Raw genomic sequence first — 18,692 nt, 5'->3', positions numbered from 1 at the left:
ATGCCGATCTACTACGACACCGAGATCAAATCGCGGCTTATGCTAGGCACTGCGCAATACCCCTCGCCCGCGATCCTCGCCGAGGCATTCAAACGCTCCGGCGCGGACATCGCCACCGTGTCGGTGCGCCGCGAGGCGGGGGATGAACGCGCGGGACAGGCATTTTGGGACATGATCGGCGATCTGGGCGTACATGTCCTGCCCAACACCGCCGGGTGCCATTCGGTGCGCGAGGCGGTGACCACAGCGCAGATGGCGCGGGAACTCTTTGACACCAGCTGGATCAAGCTGGAGGTGATCGGCCACGCCGACACGTTACAGCCCGACCCGTTCGGCCTTGTCGAAGCGGCGCGCATCCTGACCGATGACGGCTTTCAGGTGTTTCCCTATTGCACCGAGGATCTGGTGCTCTGCGAGCGGCTGGTCGAAGCCGGGTGCCGGGTGCTTATGCCCTGGGGCGCGCCCATCGGTACGGGGTTGGGGCTCAACAATATCTACGGGCTGCGCAGCTTGCGCGCGCATTTCCCCGACCTTCCGCTTGTGATCGACGCCGGGCTGGGCCTGCCTTCACAGGCCGCACATGCGATGGAACTTGGCTACGACGCCGTGCTGCTCAACACCGCCGTTGCCAAGGCGGGCGATCCGGCGGCGATGGCCGAGGGATTCGCTCGCGCGCTGGAAGCCGGTCGTCTGGGGTTCAAGGCTGACCCAATGGAGCCGCGCGACATGGCCGCGCCTTCGACACCAGTGCTTGGGAGGGCGTTTACCTGATGGCCTTGCCGCGTTTCTACCCGATATTCGATGACGTCGCATGGCTGCGCCGCCTTTTGCCGCTTGGCGTCGGGCTGGTGCAACTCAGGGTCAAGGAGTTGACCGGCGATGCGCTTGAACAGCAGATGGCGCAGGCGCAGAGGCTGTGTCGGGAGGCTGGTGCGATCCTTGTGGTCAATGATCACTGGCAGGTGGCGATTGATGAGGGGTGCGACTGGGTGCATCTCGGGCAAGAGGATCTCGACACCGCTGACATCGCCGCCATTCGCCGCGCCGGGATCAAGCTGGGCCTCAGCACCCATGACCATGCCGAACTGGACCGCGCGCTGTCACACGATCCCGACTATGTGGCCCTCGGCCCGGTCTACCCCACCATTCTCAAGAAAATGAAATGGGACGAACAGGGGCTGGAGAAGGTGACGGAGTGGAAGCGCCTGATTGGTGATATACCACTCGTTGCCATTGGCGGCATGTCGGTGGAGCGTGCGCAGGGCGCCTTTGAGGCAGGGGCAGATGTGGTCTCGGCGGTGACGGATATCACGCTGAACGCCGATCCGGAGGCGCGGGTGCGGCAATGGATCGAGGCCACAACATGACCCGCTACGCCCGCCAGATCGCCCTGCCCGAGTTCGGGGCAGGGGGGCAGGCCCGGCTCGGCGCGGCGCATGTGCTGGTTGTTGGCGCTGGCGGGCTTGCCGCGCCCGTGCTGCCGTACCTTGTGGGCGCGGGCGTGGGGCGGATCACGCTGATGGATGGCGACCGGGTGTCCCTGAGCAACCTGCACCGTCAAACGCTGTTTCGCATGGAGGATGTCGGCCTGCCCAAGGCGCAGGTTGCCGCCGAGCATATGGCCACGCTCAACCCCGACTGTGAGGTTTCCGCCGTGTCAGAGCCGCTTGATCCGTTGAATGCATCGGATCACGTGGTCGCTGCTGATCTGGTTCTGGATTGCGCCGACAGTTTCGCAGCGAGCTATGTGCTGTCCGATACCTGCCTTGAGCAGGGTAAGCCATTCATCAGCGCGTCGATCGTGGGCACCTCCGGATATTGCGGCGGGTTCTGCGGTGGCGCACCGTCCCTGCGCGCAGTATTCCCCGACCTGCCGGATCGGTTGGGCAGTTGCGATACAGATGGCGTGCTGGGGCCTTGCGTGGGGGTTCTGGGTAGTCTTCAGGCGCAAATGGCGATGGAGGTTTTGGCGCGAATGGAGCCCCAACCTCTCGGTCAACTCGTCAGTTTCGAGGCCATTGGTCACCGCTTCGGCGGCTTCCGTTTCGACGGCGCTCCCGAGCCGGAGGACGGTTTCGGCTTCCTCGCGCCTGCGCAAATCACCAAGGCCGATTGGCTCGTCGATCTGCGGGCAGAGGATGAACCCGGCCCGGCCCTGCCAAACGCCACCCGGCGCACGGTCACCGAATTCGACCACCCCGACACGACCCCCCAAGGCGTACGCGCCGTGCTGGCCTGCCGGTCCGGCCTGCGATCGTGGCAGGCCGCGACGCGACTGCGCGGCCATTGGGACGGAGAGATTGCATTGATCGCCCTCGGCGATGTTCAACAGGAGACAGACCCATGAGATACCTGACCCTGATCCTCGCCTTTCTGGCCGCCCCGGCCATGGCCCAAGACAAGATGACCCTGATCCTCGACTGGTTCGTGAACCCCGATCACGGGCCAATCATCCTGGCCGAAGAGCTAGGCTATTTCGAAGAGGCCGGGCTGGAGGTCGAGGTGATCGCCCCCGCCGATCCCTCCGACCCGCCCAAGATGGTCGCCGCCGGTCAGGCCGATCTGGCGATTTCCTATCAGCCGCAACTGCACATGCAGATCGAGAACGGGCTGCCGCTGCGCCGGGTGGGCACGCTGGTCGCCACCCCGCTCAATTGCCTTCTGGTGTTGGAGGACGGCCCCGTAAAATCCACCGCTGACCTCAAGGGCCGCAAGGTTGGCTTTTCCGTGGCGGGCGTCGAGGAGGTGCTGCTCTCGACTATTCTCGCGCAACATGGCCATAGCCTCGACGATATCGAACTGGTCAGCGTCAACTGGTCGCTCTCGCCTTCGCTGATGTCGGGGCAAGTGGATGCGGTGATTGGGGCCTATCGCAATTTCGAGCTCAATCAGATGGAGATCGAAGGCGTGCCGGGCCGCTGTTTCTATATCGAGGAAGAAGGAGTGCCCGCCTATGACGAGCTGATCTATGTGGCCAATCCCGACCGGATGGATGCCGACATGATCCGCCGCTTCCTGCACGCCGCCGAGCGCGCGACGCAATACATCATGAACCACCCGCAAGAAAGCTGGGAGATCTTCGCCGGCACCTCGCGCGAGTTGCAGGATGAGCTGAATGAGAAAGCCTGGGTCGATACCTTCCCGCGCTTTGCCACCCGTCCCGCCGCGCTCGATCACGCCCGCTACAAGCGGTTCGAGCGATTCCTGCTGGACGCGGGGATGATCGAGAATGACACGCCCGTTTCGGGCCTCGCTATGGACCTGAACGCAGAATGACCGACACCTATGGAGCGACCTTTCCCCGCCTGCGCGATGCGGCGGGGACGGTCTGGACGGACTACACCCATCACGCCTTTGTCGAAGGGCTGCGCGAGGGCACGCTGCCGCGCAAGGCGTTTCTCGGCTACTTGGTGCAGGATTACGTGTTCCTCATCCATTTCGCCCGCGCCTGGGCACTCGCCGTGACCAAGACGGATGCGCTCGAAGAGATGCGCGCCTGTGCGGCCACGGTGGACGCACTCGTCAACCAAGAACTCAGCTTGCACGTAAAGACCTGCGCCGAGGCGGGGCTAAGCGAGGACGACCTCTACAATGCCGAGGAACACCCCGCCAACCTCGCCTATACGCGCTATGTGCTCGATGCCGGGCATGCGGGGAATTTCCTTGACCTGCTGGCAGCACTTGCGCCCTGCGTCATGGGCTATGGCGAGATCGGCGCGCGGCTGGGGCCGGTGCCCGACGATCACCCCTATGCCGATTGGATCACCACCTATGCAGGCGACGAGTATCAGCAGGTCTGCCGCGACGCGGGCGCGCTCTTTGATGGGGCGGTCGCACGCCGGTTAGGAGATACGCCGGAGATGACGCCAGGATGGACAAGATTGTGTGACCGTTTCAGCACCGCGACGCGTCTCGAAGTGGCGTTTTGGGACATGGGCCTGTCGTTCGGGCTGGATCGATAGTCAACTGCAGCACTCTAAGCCATTGAGGCGCGGGTGGCATCCTGCTAAGTGAAAAGCGGCTTATTCCCATCAGGAGGTTTTCATGGCCGAACAGGAAAATGGCGCGGCGCAGCAATCGCCGCAAATCAAGATGAACACCCTGTCGCAATTCATCCGCGACATGTCCTTCGAAAATGTGCTGGCTCAGCGCGGCACCGGCGGCGATGTCCAGCCAGATGTGCAGGTTGCGGTCAACCTCGACGCGAAGAAGCGAAACACGGAACACCAGTATGAGGTGGTGGTCAAACTCAACATTAGCTCCAAGAACAAGGATTCGGATGATGTCCTTTTTGTCCTGGAGATGGAATATGTCGGCGTTTTCCATATCGAAGGCGTGCAGGATGAGCAGCTTCATCCGTTCCTTCTGATCGAATGTCCGCGGATGATCTTCCCGTTTATCCGCCGTATCGTCAGTGATGTCACACGCGATGGTGGTTTTCCGCCGCTCAATCTTGAAAACATAGATTTTGTCCAGCTTTATCGCAACGAAATTGCGCGCAGGCAGGCTCAGTCATCCGAGCAAAAGGCCGACGCCTAACGCGTCTTGCGCCACAAGGCAGCGTCGCCCATCCGGTCTACAAAAACCTGATGGGCGGCTAAGTCTTCATCGGTAAGACGTGTCGGCAACGGTGAAGGTCTGGGACTCGGACGCCAGGCAGTTTTTTCACTCGGGTCGCGGCTGCGGTCGGATTGCGCCGAAGACAAAGCAAAATCCGGTTGGCGTCCACCGATCAATTCCAAGTAGACTTCTGCAAGTATCTCCGAGTCTAGCAGCGCACCGTGCAAGGTGCGGGACGAGTTATCAATTTGAAACCGCCGGCACAGTGCATCAAGGGAAGCAGGGGAACCCGGAAATTTGCTTCGGGCAATTGCAAGCGTGTCAATGGCTTGAGCCCAAGGCAATTGAGGTAATTTCAGCCATCCCAATTCGGCGTTTAGAAACTTCATGTCAAACGCCGCATTATGAATGACAAGCTTGGCATCACGCACGAAATCCAGAAATTCCTCCGCGACATCTGCGAACAAGGGCTGGTCTCGCAAGAAATCATCACCCAGACCATGCACTGCGAATGCTTCATCCGGCATGGCGCGCTGTGGATTGATATACTTGTGAAACGTAACGCCGGTGGGCATATGATTGTATAGTTCAACAGCACCTATTTCGACTATCCTGTCGCCTGTTTCCGGCTCAAAACCGGTGGTCTCGGTATCCAGAACGATTTCACGCATGTCTCATTCTGCCTCTGATCTTCGCTAGAACGTCCTGTACCTGATCACGCGCGTGATCAAGAGAATCGGTGGTAATCACATAATCTGCCCTAGCGCGTTTTTCACGGTCAGACATTTGTTTTTTCAGTATATTATCCAACTGCTCTTGCGTCATCGTCCCACGCTCCAAAACGCGGGCACGTTGTACCTCAAAGGGCACGCTGACTGTCACAGTCGCGTCCATCTCAAGGTCCGTCCCCGTCTCGAAGAGGAGCGGGACATCGAGAACGATGATATCCGTACCCTTCACGCGCTCATCACGGATGAACTTCGCACGATCTTGTGCCACAAGCGGGTGGACGAGATTTTCGATTCGAGACAAGGCTTTTGGATCTTGCGCGATGATCTGCTTGAGCTGGAAACGCGATACCGCATCATTTTCAATCGCCGCAGGATAAAGGGCTGACACCGGTTTTACCGCCGCGCCGCCCTTAGCATAGAGCCGATGTACTGCGGCGTCAGCGTCCCACAATGCACACCCTTCTTCTGCAAACATCCGTGCCGTCGTTGATTTGCCCATCCCGATCGAGCCGGTTAGGCCGATAAGAAAACTCATCTGAGCGCCGCTGCCCGGGTCGCACTATCGACGCTCGGTCTTGTACCGAACCATCGCTCAAACGCGGGCACAGCCTGATGAAGAAGCATTCCAAGCCCATCCACCGCGATGCACCCGGCCCGCTCTGCCTCTAGCAAGAGTGACGTCTTAAGAGGAGCGTAGACCAGATCATTGACCACAGTTCCTTTTTGAAGGCCGTCGAGTGGTATACGAAGCGGTGGCTGCCCTATCATTCCAAGCGATGTCGTGTTCACGACTGTCGTGGCCTCTTCGAGCATGTTGCCTGCCTGTACCCAATCGACAACGGTGAGACGCGTTCCGAATTCGGATTGGAGTGCCTCCGCGCGTACACGGGTACGGTTGGCAATCATGATCTCAGGCACACCCGCATCCAGCAATGAGGCAAGAACGGCGCGCGCAGCTCCGCCAGCCCCAAGTACGGCTGCTGGTCCGCTTTTGGGGGCCCAATCTGGTGCATTCTGATGAAGGTTCTGAATGAATCCGTATCCATCAGTGTTATCGGCGTGAATCTTGCCATCCTTACGAAATATGAGCGTGTTGGCAGCCCCGATCAATGTCGCTCTATCGGTGACGAGATCGGCTAGCTCAAGCGCGCGCTCCTTATGGGGGACGGTGATATTCACGCCGACGAAGCCCATCTTGGGCAAAGTCTGCAAAACATTTCCTAAATCATCAGAAGCCACATCCATTGGGATGTAATACCCTGGAATACCGAGAGTTTTGAGCCAATGACGGTGAAGTTGCGGGGACTTCGAGTGTGCAATGGGAGAACCTATCACACCAGCGAGGGGTATTTTTTCGTGACTCATTTTTGCAGGTCTCCTCGGAGAGTAAGAAAAGACAAGAGATCCAGAAGAGGCAACCCAAGAATGGTGAAGTAGTCTCCGTCAATTCGTGAAAAAAGCCGGACACCTTCTTCTTCCAGCTTATACGCTCCAACACTATCGCTAATCCGGGGCCAATTCCGATCTAAATAACTATCCAGCCAATCCTCTGAAAAGTTGCGGACACTCAGTTGCGCGCGGCCGATATGGCGCCAGATTGGCGCGCCCGCCTCGCAGACTACGACTGCGGATAACAGCTCATGATGTTTTCCTCGTAACGACAGGAGTTGTCTCCGAGCGATATCGAGCGTTTCCGGCTTGGAGAGCAATTGCCCTTCTAGATCAAGCACCTGATCGCAACCGATCACAAGCCTTTCCGGGTGCTTTGAGCTTATGCGCAGCGCCTTCATTTCAGCGAGAGCATCAACAATCTCTCTTGGGCGACAACCATCCGATATCATCGAGTCTCGCAGCGCAATCTCGTCAACACGCGGTTTTATGACATCAAATTCAAGACCTGCGTTCATTAGCAGCGTTTGGCGGATGGCGGACGCAGAGGCAAGTGTGATCGACATGGCCATGTGGATAACCCTTCGTACAACGACATGATGTCCTTATGAACAATTTACGTGAGAATCCATCCAAAGCGTCCACCGGGGGACAAGCCGCAGTTCATTAAGCGACCAAGGAAAGTAATACACGGTGGGCGAGGATAATTTAAAACGAAGGAAAACCCAATTCTTGAACCATTAATACACAGATTAATTGTTGGTTTTTATACTCATTTTATCAATTTAAGTTATTGTTTTTATTATGTTTTATGTGGTACAACTATGCTAATTATGACGAGGTTGAAAAATTACTAACCGAACTGTCCACAGGTGCATAACCTTGTTGATAACATGATAATCCACAGAAATTTCTTGGCCTAAATCAAACTACAATCTTTCTTATCTTTCTTATAATTATTAGAGAAACCTGATCTCGTCTGGAGTGCTCGATGATTGATTTTCTGACCATGCTTTATCCTTGGATAAAAGCATTTCACATCATGTCGGTCATCACTTGGATGGCAGGGCTCTTTTATTTGCCACGGCTGTTCGTTTACCACACGGAGCAATCCAAATTTGGTGACAGTAAAGACGCCGTTTTTCAGATCATGGAATACAAGCTTCTGCGGTTCATAATGAATCCGTCAATGATCGCGACATGGATCTTTGGACTATTTCTGGTTATGACGCCGGGAATTGTAGATTGGGGTTCAATTTGGCCATATAGCAAGTTTGCCGGTATAGTGGTAATGACGTGGTTTCATATTTGGCTCGGCAGGAGACGCAAAGAATTTTCGCTAGGCGAGAATACACTTAGCGGGCGTCAGCACAGACTTATGAATGAAGTTCCAACGCTGGCAATGGTTGTTATTGTGCTCTCTGTCGTGATCAAATTTTGACTCTGATTGACGACTGGTGCGATAGCGCCTATTAGGATGCCAAGCTCCCGTCCGGGTTCGCTGTAAATTCCCATCATCTACCGACAGAGGCACCTATCTGGATGCCATCATAGGATTCGTAATGTCCGAAGATCATTTGAACTTGTCTGACTTGAAGGCCTTGACCGCCAAGGAACTGTTGGCGATTGCCGAAGAGCTGGAGATCGAGAACGCGTCGACGATGCGCAAGGGTGAGATGATGTTCTCGATCCTTAAGGAGCGCGCGGAAGACGACTGGACGGTTTATGGGGATGGCGTTCTTGAAGTCTTGCAAGATGGCTTTGGGTTTTTACGTTCTCCGGAAGCCAATTACCTCCCAGGTCCGGATGATATTTATGTTTCGCCAGAAATGATTCGTCAGTATGCGTTGCGCACTGGCGATACAATTGAAGGGCAGATGAAACAGCCCGATGAGACAGAGCGTTACTTTGCACTTACGTCGGTTACGCAGATCAATTTCGAGGATCCTGAGCGCGCACGCCACAAGATTGCATTTGATAACCTGACGCCGCTTTATCCTGATGAACGTCTGAAAATGGAAATCGAGGACCCGACGATCAAGGATCGCTCAGCGCGTGTGATTGATCTGGTTGCTCCGATTGGCAAGGGACAGCGTTCTTTGATCGTTGCGCCGCCGCGGACGGGCAAGACGGTACTTCTGCAGAATATCGCAAACAGTATCGAGAAGAACCACCCGGAATGTTATCTTATTGTCCTTTTGATTGACGAGAGGCCCGAAGAAGTCACGGACATGCAGCGCTCTGTGAAGGGTGAAGTCGTGAGTTCTACGTTCGATGAGCCGGCGACGCGCCATGTTGCAGTATCGGAAATGGTGATCGAGAAGGCCAAGCGCCTTGTTGAGCATAAGAGGGATGTCGTGATTTTGCTCGACTCGATCACCCGTCTGGGCAGAGCTTACAATACTGTTGTTCCATCCTCTGGCAAGGTGTTGACCGGTGGTGTGGATGCCAACGCTTTGCAAAGGCCCAAGCGGTTCTTTGGCGCTGCGCGAAATATTGAGGAGGGGGGGTCTCTTACGATTATAGCGACGGCTCTGATCGATACGGGTAGCCGCATGGATGAGGTGATTTTTGAAGAGTTCAAGGGTACGGGTAACTCTGAAATAGTTCTGGATCGTAAGGTTGCAGACAAGCGCGTGTTCCCCGCGATCGATATCCTTAAGTCCGGAACGCGAAAGGAAGATCTTCTGATCGACAAGCTGGATCTGCAAAAGACATTTGTTCTCCGGCGCATACTCAACCCGATGGGCACGACGGATGCCGTGGAGTTCTTGTTGTCTAAGCTTAAGCAGACAAAGACAAACTCGGAGTTCTTCGACTCGATGAACACCTGATCATCGTCGAGATTTTAGGGGCGCGGTGATGGAAACGATCTATGCGCTTTCCACAGCGCACGGTAAGGCTGGTGTCGCGGTTGTTCGCGTAAGCGGTCCGAATGCGCATTTGGCCTGCGAGCGTCTGTGTGGTGATATTCCAGAAAGACGGCAGGCCACGCTGCGAATATTGCATGATGTGGAAGGGCATCGGCTGGATCAGGCGCTGGTGCTGGTGTTTTCGGAGAAATCCAGTTTCACAGGCGAATCAACGGTCGAGTTTCAATTGCATGGCAGTATTGCAGTTGTATCAGCTGTTCTTCAGGCTCTTGGTCGGATCGAAGGATTGCGGCCAGCGGAGCCAGGGGAATTTACGCGACGAGCTTTGGAAAATGGGTGTCTGGATCTAGCACAGGTCGAGGGGCTGGCGGATTTGATCGATGCAGAAACGGAGGCGCAGAGGCAGCAAGCACTGCGTTTGTTCTCTGGGGCGCTCGGTGAAAAGTGCGAGGCTTGGCGGACGTCATTGATACGGGCTGTAGCGCTGCTGGAGGCGACCATAGATTTTGCCGACGAGGACGTGCCGGTTGATGTGACTCCTGAAGTGACTGATCTGGTGGATAGCGTTATCTATGAATTGGATCGAGAGATTGCTGGCATCTCGGCGGCGGAACGTGTTCGAAGTGGCTTTGAGGTTGCGATAGTCGGGGCGCCAAATGTAGGAAAATCGACCCTCTTGAACACTTTGGCTGGTCGGGAGGCGGCGATTACCTCTGAGTTCGCAGGTACAACACGGGATGTCATCGAAGTGCGGATGGATCTTGATGGCTTGCCGGTCACGTTTCTTGATACGGCGGGGCTGCGTGAGACAGATGATGTTGTCGAATCAATGGGTATTGCTAGAGCAAGGGATAGGGCGGCAAGAGCTGACCTTAGGGTGTATTTGGTCGACGGACCATCTCAGCCGGATTTTGAAATGCGGGATGGGGACATTGTAATCAGAGCCAAGGCTGATTTGCTGGATACAGGGGAACAAGGGATTTCGGGCACTACGGGCGTTGGGATTCCTGAGCTGATCGCGAAGATTCGCGCAACGTTGGAAAGTAGGGTCTCGGGTGTTGGTCTTGCGACGCGGGAACGCCATCGGCATGCTATGATTCGGGGCGTTGAGGCGCTGGAACAAGCTACTCGCATATTGCCGCGCGGGGAGGGTCTGGCAGAGATTGCCTCGGAAGAGTTGAGAGTGGCTATTCGAGCGCTTGATTCTTTGGTAGGTCGTATTGGTGTCGAGCATATACTTGATGAAATCTTCGCCAGTTTTTGTCTTGGGAAGTGAAGGGTGTTTCACGTGAAACATTTTGATGTCATCGTCATCGGTGGTGGCCATGCGGGCTGTGATGCCGCTCACGCGGCCGCCCGAATGGGCGCGCGCACCGCGCTGATTACGTTAAACCGGAGCGGAATTGGTGTTATGTCCTGTAATCCGGCCATTGGGGGTCTTGGAAAAGGTCACCTCGTTCGGGAAATAGACGCGCTCGATGGGGTCATGGGGCGTGTTGCCGACCGGGCAGGGATACAGTTCAGGTTATTGAATCGGCGTAAAGGTCCGGCTGTCCAAGGCCCGCGTGCGCAGGCGGACCGGAAAATTTACCGCGAGGAAATGTTGCGGGAAATGGACGCCTGCGATGGACTAGAAATCATTGAAGGTGAAGCCGCTGATTTTCTTATGGACGGCTCGCGGGTTACCGGAGTGCGTCTTTCCGATGGAAGTGAGGTTTCGTCCGGGACTGTTATTCTGACGACTGGCACGTTCCTGCGCGGCATGATTCACATCGGCGATGTTTCAAGGCCGGGGGGCCGCATGGGTGATAAACCCTCGGAACGTCTTGCGAGGCGTCTTGATGAATTTGATCTTGGATTGGGGCGTTTGAAGACTGGAACGCCACCCCGCCTTGATGGCAGTACAATTGATTGGCAGCGTGTTGAAGCTCAGCCGGGTGATGAGGATCCCGTTCTTTTTTCCTTTTTGTCTAATACGCCTCATGCGCGGCAAGTCTCCTGTGGGATTACCCATACAAACGAAAAGACACACGCGATCATCAGGAAAAATCTTGATCGGTCAGCTATGTATGGTGGCCAAATCGACGGGGTTGGGCCGCGGTACTGCCCCTCCATCGAAGATAAGGTTGTCCGGTTCGCTGACAAACACTCTCATCAGATATTTCTCGAGCCGGAGAGTCTGTCAGACCATGTGATTTATCCCAATGGTATTTCAACTTCCCTTCCCGAAGAAGTGCAGAAAGACTACGTCCAGTCGATTGTTGGACTTGAGAAGGCGAAAATCCTTCAGCCGGGTTATGCCATCGAGTATGACTACGTTGACCCGAGGTCTCTTGACACGCGGCTGTCGGTAAAGTCCGTTCCAGGTCTTTATTTCGCCGGGCAGATAAATGGAACAACCGGTTACGAAGAAGCGGCGGCACAAGGCGTGGTGGCTGGAATGAACGCTGCGCGAGAATCGCTTGGCATGGCTCCCGTATTCTTTAGCAGAACGGATAGCTATATCGGGGTTATGATTGATGATTTGACCACCAGAGGGGTAAGTGAGCCCTATCGTATGTTTACCTCGAGGGCTGAATTCCGACTGTCGCTTCGTGCTGATAATGCAGACCAGAGATTGACGCCAACGGGTGTTCAGTTTGGATGTGTCGGAGAAAAGCGCAGGCACATTTTCGAGGAAAAGATGGAGAAGCTGGTTAATGGTCGGGAGGAGTTGCATCGCTGCACGTATACGCCTCGTAACTTGGCTGATATCGGTCTGAAGGTGAACCAAGATGGCGCGCGTCGGTCTGCGTTTCAAATACTCGCGTTTCCTGATGTTGGTTTTGACGACCTGATGCGCCTAAACCCGTCCTTTTCGGCGATAGATCAGACCACCCGTGACCAGCTTGAGAAAGACGCTTTGTACGCAAATTACATCGAACGTCAGAATCGGGATGTCGAGCTGCTCAGGCGGGACGAAGCCTATGTAATTCCAAGAGAATTCGACTATGGCTCTATTGACGGTCTTTCTAGCGAACTGCGGTCCAAGCTCACCCGCGTTCGGCCGGAGAATATAGGGCAGGCGGGTCGCGTCGAGGGCATGACCCCGGCAGCGTTGAGCTTGATCCTTGCTAAACTTCGCCACCGTGATCGGGCTAAAACAGCATGACCGAACAACCTGATGTTTCACGTGAAACAAAGGAGCGGTTGGAAGTGTACTTGGATTTGCTAGCAAAGTGGAATCCGACCATAAATCTTGTTTCCAAGAATAGCCTCAATAATATCTGGTCGCGGCATCTTATCGATTCCATTCAGCTCTCTGAGATTATGAACGCTCCAACGGGCCATTGGGCCGACATCGGATCCGGAGGTGGATTTCCGGGCCTTGTTATCGCCATCCTTGCTAGCGCAAGCAAATCGCCGATGTCTGTTACACTCGTGGAAAGCGACTCGCGTAAATGCGCCTTTTTGCGAACCGTCATCCGAGAGACTGGGATCTCCGCGAGGGTTTTGAATGACCGCATCGAGGCCCTTGATGGCCTCGATGCCGATGTTCTTTCGGCACGGGCGCTTGCTGACCTAGATACTCTCCTCGGATTCGCAGACCGACACCTTAAAAGATCAGGAACAGCGATCTTTCCCAAGGGAGCAACCTGGAAGAAAGAACTGGAAGTTGCGCAAAGGAAGTGGTTTTTCGATCTGCACCTTGCTAAGAGTAAAACGGATGCCGATGCTGTAATTATGGCCATCACAGGAGTTTCCCGTGTCCGATCCAACGCGCCCTGATGGGCCCAAGATCATCGCAATTGCCAATCAGAAAGGCGGGGTCGGCAAAACGACCACGACTATAAATCTTGGCGCGGCGCTGGCCGAAGCAGGTGAGAATGTTTTGGTTGTAGACCTCGACCCACAAGGAAATGCGTCCACTGGCTTGGGGGTGGAGGCCGATTCTCGGAAATACACCACGTATGATCTGCTCTTGGATGACATCCCGCTAGGAGACGTTGTCCAGCGCACGGAAACAGAGAACTTATTGATCATTCCCGCGACTGTTGATTTGTCCTCTGCAGATATAGAACTGATATCAAATGAGAAACGCAGCTTTTTATTGCATGATGCACTGCGGCAGCGTGCTATGGACGAATTTGACCTGGACTACATCCTGATCGATTGCCCGCCATCTCTTAATCTCTTGACCGTGAATGCGATGGTCGCAGCCCACTCTATTCTTGTTCCGCTTCAAAGTGAGTTTTTTGCGCTTGAAGGTTTGTCGCAATTGATGCTGACAATTCGAGAGGTACGGCAGTCGGCAAATCAGAATCTTAGAATCGAAGGCGTCGTGTTAACGATGTTCGACGCGCGTAATAACTTGTCGACACAGGTGGAGCAGGATGCACGAGACAATCTTGGGGACTTGGTGTTTAAGACACGCATACCGCGCAATGTACGTGTGAGCGAGGCGCCGTCTTACGCGATGTCTGTCCTCAGCTATGACCCGTCGTCCAAAGGCGCGCAGGCGTATCGTGATCTGGCTCGTGAGTTGTTACAGAACACTGCACGTATCGCGGCCTGACAAGAGGGGAGTACGTAATGACTGTAAAAAAATCACAATCTCGTGGTTTGGGGCGGGGACTATCCGCGCTTATGGCAGATGTCTCGATTGAATCGACGCAACAAGGAACGGACGACCCACAGAGCCCGGATCTGATGGTCCCGGTCGAAAAGGTACGACCCAATCCTAACCAGCCACGTCGAGATTTCGATACGAGTCAGCTTGAAGATCTTTCGAGGTCTATCAGTGAAAAAGGGATAATCCAGCCTCTGATCGTGCGCGCTGCTCCTGGCCGCGCTGGGGAATACGAGATTGTCGCCGGGGAACGCCGCTGGCGTGCCGCTCAGATGGCGAAGCTCCATGAAATCCCGGTTTTGATTCGGAATTTCGACGATACAGAAGTCCTAGAAGTTGCTATCATTGAAAACATCCAGCGTGCTGATCTCAACCCGGTCGAAGAGGCGTTTGGATATCAGCAGCTCATGCAGAAATTTGGGCATACGCAGGAAAGACTTGCGGATGCATTGGGAAAAAGCCGCAGCCATATCGCAAACTCTGTTCGTCTCCTGTCTTTGCCTGACGAGGTTTTGAGTTACCTCCGTGAGGGTAAGTTATCCTCGGGTCACGCACGGGCAATCATAACCTCAGACGACCCGGTTGCTTTGGCGCGGCGGGTGATTCAGAAATCACTCTCTGTGCGCGAGACAGAGAAGCTCGCAAAATCCGGTGTTGGAAATATTTTTAACGAGAGCGGCAAATCAGCCAAGGCTCGACAGGAGCGCAGCAAGGATGCTGATACGAAAGCCCTAGAAGACGACCTTTCCGCGACCCTGTCGATGAAAGTGGCGATCGAACATGTTCCGGGTCAGGAAAACGGGAAAATTACCGTACGCTACGAGTCTCTAGATCAGTTGGACCGCTTGGTCGGGATGTTGAGTGTATAATCAATGACCAACCGGTAGTAACTCGCGGATCACCGCATTGAGGACCGGGCGGCCTTTGGCTGTGGTCCGTAAACGATCACCGGAAAGACGGACCATACCAAGTGATGTCAAATGCTCGACGGCGTCATGTGAAATTGATTGACCCGAGATGCGCTCATATCGTCTGATATCGATTCCCTCAATCACACGAAGTCCCATTAAGAGATACTCAATCGCCTGTTCCTGACGAGATAGGGGTTCTGCCGGCAGCTCGGTTTCAGATCTTCCTACGCCATCCAGCCATTGACCCGGCGGCGCATGCGCAGCGGTTGCCCACTTCCGACCGCCGCAGGTAATCCGGCCATGGGCACCGGGCCCGATGCCGACATAGTCTCCGTAGTTCCAATAGATCTTATTGTGGCGCGACTCTGCGCCTGGCTTGGCGTGGTTGGAGACCTCGTATGCGCGCAAGCCCGCCGCTTCGCAGATCTCTTGCGTGGCATCATACATATCAGCTGCCGCATCATCATCAGGCAGACCCCGCAACTTGCCAGCCCTGTAACGATCTCCAAAGGCGGTACCACCTTCAATGGTCAATTGATAGAGCGACAGATGATCAACGGCCATTGCGATCGCCTCGCGTAACTCCGTGCGCCAGCCTTCCAGGGTTTGATCTTGGCGAGCGTAGATAAGGTCAAAGCTCACACGATCAAAGGTTTCTCTTGCAATATCATATGCTTGCCGAGCATCTGACACGGTATGAAGCCGTCCAAGGCGCCTTAGGTCTTGGTCGTTCATTGCCTGGATTCCCATGGAAATCCGAGATACGCCAGCCTCAGCATACCCTCGAAACCGCCCTGCCTCAACTGATCCCGGGTTGGCCTCGAGAGTGATTTCAGGGTCATTGCCCATAGGCCAATGTTTTCGTATCCGATCGAGAATCGCGGCGACTGTATCGGGTGGCATGAGGCTCGGTGTACCGCCGCCGAAGAAGACCGTATTCAAAACACGGTTCGGTAAAAGCGCCGCGTAGCGATCTATTTCATCAAGGTATGCGTCGCGCCAACGATCATGATCTATTTTCTGAACGACATGACTGTTGAAGTCGCAATATGGGCACTTTGCCTCGCAAAAGGGCCAGTGGATGTAGAACCCAAAACCACCGCTTTGCCAATCCTCAAGCAAAGCAACCCGCGATCAGCTTGCGAAACGCATCGGCGCGGTGGCTGATTTGATTCTTATCGTACGAGGTCATTTCTGCAAATGTGAGATCATGGCCGAGGGGTTGGAATACAGGATCATAGCCATGCCCTTGGACGCCGCGCATGGGCCAAATGATCCAACCTTCGGCCGTTCCCTCAAAGACTTGTTCCTGACCATCCGGCCAGGCGAGTACGAGTGTGCAACAAAACCGCGCTGTCCATGGCTGCGCACAGCCGCTTGACACAAGCTCGTCATGAGCTCTCTGCATCGCGATTCCAAAATCGCGACCAGTGTCTGTTTGCGCCCAATCCGCTGTATACACACCCGGCGCTCCGCCCAGAGCGTCAATCACGATACCCGAGTCGTCAGACAAGGCCGGCAGGCCAGTTGCCTGAACGGCGGCCTGCGCCTTGATCCTGGCGTTTCCGACAAAGCTCGTCTCTGTCTCTGCCGGTTCAGACAATCCAAGCTCTGCCGCACCTATAACTTTCACGCCATATGGTGCAACGAGGGCAGTTATCTCTTCCAGCTTGCCGGAATTATGGGTTGCAACCAGTAGTTGGTCCCCGGTAAAACTACGCACTTGTGGCCTCGAGCTGTTTTTTGACCAACTGGTCAACGCCTTGCTCTGCGAGATCGAGCAGAGTGTTCATCTGATCGCGGCTGAAGGTCGCTCCTTCCGCACTCATCTGCACCTCGATAAGACGTTTGCTGCCAGTCATAATGAAATTTCCATCTACTCCAGCCTCGCTGTCTTCGGGATAGTCGAGGTCAAGAACTGGCTGACCCGCATAGATCCCGCAAGAAACCGCTGCGACAGGGTCGATCAACGGATCGCTCACCACATCGCCTGCTTTCATCAGCTTCTGTACTGCCATTTTCAAAGCAACCCAACCACCGGTAATGGATGCGCAACGCGTCCCGCCATCTGCCTGAATCACGTCACAATCAACGGTAATCTGCCGCTCACCAAGAGCAACCCGGTCGACCCCCGCGCGCAAGGACCGTCCGATCAGGCGTTGTATTTCAACAGTGCGACCGCCTTGCTTGCCCGCGGTTGCCTCACGGCGCATGCGGCTGCCGGTAGAGCGGGGAAGCATGCCATATTCGGCTGTGACCCATCCCAATCCAGACCCTTTTACAAATGGCGGTACACGCTCTTCAATTGTCGCAGTACATAGAACATGAGTGTCACCGATCTTGACAAGACAGGACCCCTCGGCGTGTTTCAATATACCGGTTTCGATTGAAACCGGCCGCATATCACTTAAATCTCTACCCGATGGCCTCATGATCCATTCCCTTTCAGTGTTGGCCACGGGATACAGGCGCACGGCCTTGAATAGCAACCCCGATTGACCTCGGGCAATTGCGGTCTTTAATGGGGCCGCAGACAGGAACCCAGAATCCATGCACGATGCCAGTACCATTCTGGAGCAACTCAATGATCGATCGCGCGAAGTGTTTCGCCGCGTTGTCGAGAGCTACCTGATCAGTGGTGATCCGGTTGGGTCTCGGACGCTGACACGTGACTTCAGTGAAAAGGTCAGCGCTGCCACGATCAGAAACGTAATGCAGGATCTCGAATACCTCGGATTGCTGGGTAGCCCGCATATAAGCGCGGGGCGCATTCCTACACAGGACGGCCTGCGCATGTTTGTTGACGGGCTCTTGGAGGTCAGCAATCTCGAAGCCGATGACCGCCATGCGATAGATGCAACTGTTGGCAGCAATTCTCAGGATGTCGCGGGCGTCCTTGATCGAATCGGCTCGGCGCTGTCAGGGGTGACCCGGGGTGCTTCGTTGGTATTGACGCCGAAACACGAGGCGCCGATAAAACATATAGAGTTTGTCAGTCTCGGCCATGACCGTGCCCTAGTGGTCTTGGTTTTTTCTGATGGGCATGTCGAAAACAGGATCTTTACCCCACCGCCCGGACAGACCCCGAGCTCGATGCGCGAGGCAGCAAATTTTCTCAACGCGCTGATTGAAGGCAAGACACTTTCGGATCTGCAAACGGTAATCTCCCGTCAGATTTCGGCGCGCAAGCAGGAAATAGACAAGCTTGCCCGTGACCTCATCGAGAGCGGACTTGCCGTTTGGGAAGGAGAGGACGATAGCTATGAGCGCCTGATCGTGCGGGGACGGGCCAACTTGCTGAGCTCGACATCCGAGGAACAGGATCTTGAACGTATTCGAATCCTCTTTGACGATTTGGAAAGAAAGCGCGATATCGCAGAATTCCTCGAACTTGCGGACGAGGGGGCCGGCGTACGTATTTTTATTGGATCAGAGAACAAACTTTTCTCACTTTCGGGTTCCTCTTTGGTTGTCTCTCCATATATGAACGCAGACCGTAAGATCATCGGTGCGGTGGGTGTTATTGGCCCGACGCGCCTCAACTATGGACGGATTGTGCCGATTGTGGACTACACGGCACAACTCGTGGGCAAACTGATCTCCGACCGGAGCTAGAGGT

The 18,692-nt window shown here is 55.1% G+C and carries 21 protein-coding genes; 14 read left to right on the top strand and 7 right to left on the bottom strand.

What is annotated here, in order from left to right:
• The 6 genes from Q0X85_RS04180 to secB all read left to right on the top strand — a co-directional run bounded on the left by Q0X85_RS04180 (nt 1) and on the right by secB (nt 4,539).
• The gene (locus tag Q0X85_RS04180; protein ID WP_297769412.1) at nt 1-771 is read left to right on the top strand and encodes a thiazole synthase; all 771 of its coding nucleotides are present in this window, start codon (nt 1-3) and stop codon (nt 769-771) included.
• Complete coding sequence (locus Q0X85_RS04175) at nt 771-1,367, top strand: thiamine phosphate synthase (protein ID WP_297769410.1); 597 nt, start codon at nt 771-773, stop codon at nt 1,365-1,367. The genes Q0X85_RS04180 and Q0X85_RS04175 overlap by 1 nt, the downstream gene beginning before the upstream one ends.
• Nucleotides 1,364-2,347: a ThiF family adenylyltransferase gene (locus tag Q0X85_RS04170; protein ID WP_297769408.1), complete on the top strand. Its 984-nt coding sequence runs from the start codon at nt 1,364-1,366 to the stop codon at nt 2,345-2,347. The genes Q0X85_RS04175 and Q0X85_RS04170 overlap by 4 nt, the downstream gene beginning before the upstream one ends.
• Nucleotides 2,344-3,276, top strand: a complete 933-nt coding sequence (locus Q0X85_RS04165) for an ABC transporter substrate-binding protein (protein WP_297769406.1) — start codon at nt 2,344-2,346, stop codon at nt 3,274-3,276. Before Q0X85_RS04170 ends, Q0X85_RS04165 begins: the two co-directional genes overlap by 4 nt.
• Nucleotides 3,273-3,962, top strand: a complete 690-nt coding sequence (gene tenA, locus Q0X85_RS04160) for a thiaminase II (protein ID WP_297769403.1) — start codon at nt 3,273-3,275, stop codon at nt 3,960-3,962. The genes Q0X85_RS04165 and tenA overlap by 4 nt, the downstream gene beginning before the upstream one ends.
• Before the next feature lie 82 nt (nt 3,963-4,044).
• Entirely contained in the window at nt 4,045-4,539 is a 495-nt protein-coding gene (gene secB, locus Q0X85_RS04155) for a protein-export chaperone SecB (protein ID WP_297769400.1), read from the top strand.
• Here secB and dnaQ read toward each other — a convergent pair.
• Genes dnaQ through Q0X85_RS04135 form a run of 4 tightly spaced genes read right to left on the bottom strand, consistent with a single transcriptional unit; the run spans nt 4,536 to nt 7,252 of the window.
• On the bottom strand, nt 4,536-5,231 hold the full coding sequence (dnaQ, locus tag Q0X85_RS04150; protein ID WP_297769397.1) for a DNA polymerase III subunit epsilon: 696 nt from the start codon (nt 5,229-5,231) through the stop codon (nt 4,536-4,538). The two genes, secB and dnaQ, sit on opposite strands and share 4 nt — an antisense overlap.
• Nucleotides 5,224-5,826 carry a dephospho-CoA kinase gene (gene coaE / locus Q0X85_RS04145; RefSeq protein WP_297769395.1) on the bottom strand — a complete coding sequence of 201 codons (603 nt, stop codon included), beginning with the start codon at nt 5,824-5,826 and terminating at the stop codon, nt 5,224-5,226. The genes dnaQ and coaE overlap by 8 nt, the downstream gene beginning before the upstream one ends.
• A complete protein-coding gene (locus Q0X85_RS04140) occupies nt 5,823-6,656 on the bottom strand; it encodes a shikimate dehydrogenase (RefSeq protein ID WP_297769392.1) in 834 nt (277 codons plus the stop codon). Before Q0X85_RS04140 ends, coaE begins: the two co-directional genes overlap by 4 nt.
• Nucleotides 6,653-7,252: a Maf family protein gene (locus tag Q0X85_RS04135; RefSeq protein WP_297769389.1), complete on the bottom strand. Its 600-nt coding sequence runs from the start codon at nt 7,250-7,252 to the stop codon at nt 6,653-6,655. Before Q0X85_RS04135 ends, Q0X85_RS04140 begins: the two co-directional genes overlap by 4 nt.
• 419 nt (nt 7,253-7,671) lie before the next feature.
• Here Q0X85_RS04135 and hemJ point away from each other — a divergent pair, with 419 nt between their 5' ends.
• The 7 genes from hemJ (at nt 7,672) to Q0X85_RS04100 (ending at nt 15,031) form a co-directional block, all read left to right on the top strand.
• Nucleotides 7,672-8,121 carry a protoporphyrinogen oxidase HemJ gene (hemJ, locus tag Q0X85_RS04130; RefSeq protein ID WP_297769386.1) on the top strand — a complete coding sequence of 150 codons (450 nt, stop codon included), beginning with the start codon at nt 7,672-7,674 and terminating at the stop codon, nt 8,119-8,121.
• Nucleotides 8,122-8,242: 121 nt separating this feature from the next.
• Complete coding sequence (rho, locus tag Q0X85_RS04125; RefSeq protein WP_297769383.1) at nt 8,243-9,514, top strand: transcription termination factor Rho; 1,272 nt, start codon at nt 8,243-8,245, stop codon at nt 9,512-9,514.
• Between the two features lie 28 nt (nt 9,515-9,542).
• The gene (gene mnmE / locus Q0X85_RS04120) at nt 9,543-10,829 is read left to right on the top strand and encodes a tRNA uridine-5-carboxymethylaminomethyl(34) synthesis GTPase MnmE (RefSeq protein ID WP_297769380.1); all 1,287 of its coding nucleotides are present in this window, start codon (nt 9,543-9,545) and stop codon (nt 10,827-10,829) included.
• Nucleotides 10,830-10,841: 12 nt separating this feature from the next.
• The gene (gene mnmG, locus Q0X85_RS04115) at nt 10,842-12,704 is read left to right on the top strand and encodes a tRNA uridine-5-carboxymethylaminomethyl(34) synthesis enzyme MnmG (protein WP_297769378.1); all 1,863 of its coding nucleotides are present in this window, start codon (nt 10,842-10,844) and stop codon (nt 12,702-12,704) included.
• Nucleotides 12,701-13,321 (top strand): 16S rRNA (guanine(527)-N(7))-methyltransferase RsmG, encoded by a 621-nt coding sequence (gene rsmG, locus Q0X85_RS04110; protein WP_297769376.1) that lies wholly within the window; start codon nt 12,701-12,703, stop codon nt 13,319-13,321. Before mnmG ends, rsmG begins: the two co-directional genes overlap by 4 nt.
• On the top strand, nt 13,299-14,108 hold the full coding sequence (locus tag Q0X85_RS04105) for an AAA family ATPase (protein WP_297769374.1): 810 nt from the start codon (nt 13,299-13,301) through the stop codon (nt 14,106-14,108). The genes rsmG and Q0X85_RS04105 overlap by 23 nt, the downstream gene beginning before the upstream one ends.
• Nucleotides 14,109-14,125: 17 nt before the next feature.
• Nucleotides 14,126-15,031: a ParB/RepB/Spo0J family partition protein gene (locus Q0X85_RS04100; protein WP_297769372.1), complete on the top strand. Its 906-nt coding sequence runs from the start codon at nt 14,126-14,128 to the stop codon at nt 15,029-15,031.
• Here Q0X85_RS04100 and hemW read toward each other — a convergent pair whose 3' ends face one another.
• Genes hemW through rph form a run of 3 tightly spaced genes read right to left on the bottom strand, consistent with a single transcriptional unit; the run spans nt 15,032 to nt 17,505 of the window.
• Nucleotides 15,032-16,195, bottom strand: coding sequence for a radical SAM family heme chaperone HemW (hemW, locus tag Q0X85_RS04095; RefSeq protein ID WP_297769369.1), 1,164 nt, complete (start codon nt 16,193-16,195; stop codon nt 15,032-15,034).
• Nucleotides 16,188-16,796: an RdgB/HAM1 family non-canonical purine NTP pyrophosphatase gene (gene rdgB, locus Q0X85_RS04090; protein ID WP_297769366.1), complete on the bottom strand. Its 609-nt coding sequence runs from the start codon at nt 16,794-16,796 to the stop codon at nt 16,188-16,190. The genes hemW and rdgB overlap by 8 nt, the downstream gene beginning before the upstream one ends.
• Nucleotides 16,789-17,505 carry a ribonuclease PH gene (gene rph, locus Q0X85_RS04085; protein ID WP_297769485.1) on the bottom strand — a complete coding sequence of 239 codons (717 nt, stop codon included), beginning with the start codon at nt 17,503-17,505 and terminating at the stop codon, nt 16,789-16,791. Before rph ends, rdgB begins: the two co-directional genes overlap by 8 nt.
• Nucleotides 17,506-17,623: 118 nt before the next feature.
• On the opposite strand from rph, the gene hrcA reads away from it, so the two are divergent.
• The gene (hrcA, locus tag Q0X85_RS04080) at nt 17,624-18,688 is read left to right on the top strand and encodes a heat-inducible transcriptional repressor HrcA (protein ID WP_297769364.1); all 1,065 of its coding nucleotides are present in this window, start codon (nt 17,624-17,626) and stop codon (nt 18,686-18,688) included.
• Nucleotides 18,689-18,692 lie beyond the last annotated feature (4 nt).

This window comes from uncultured Roseovarius sp., from assembly GCF_947259555.1.
Taxonomy (GTDB): Bacteria; Pseudomonadota; Alphaproteobacteria; order Rhodobacterales; family Rhodobacteraceae; genus Roseovarius.
The sequence above is the reverse complement of the archived record's forward strand: the minus strand, read 5'-3'. Positions and strand labels throughout refer to the sequence as shown.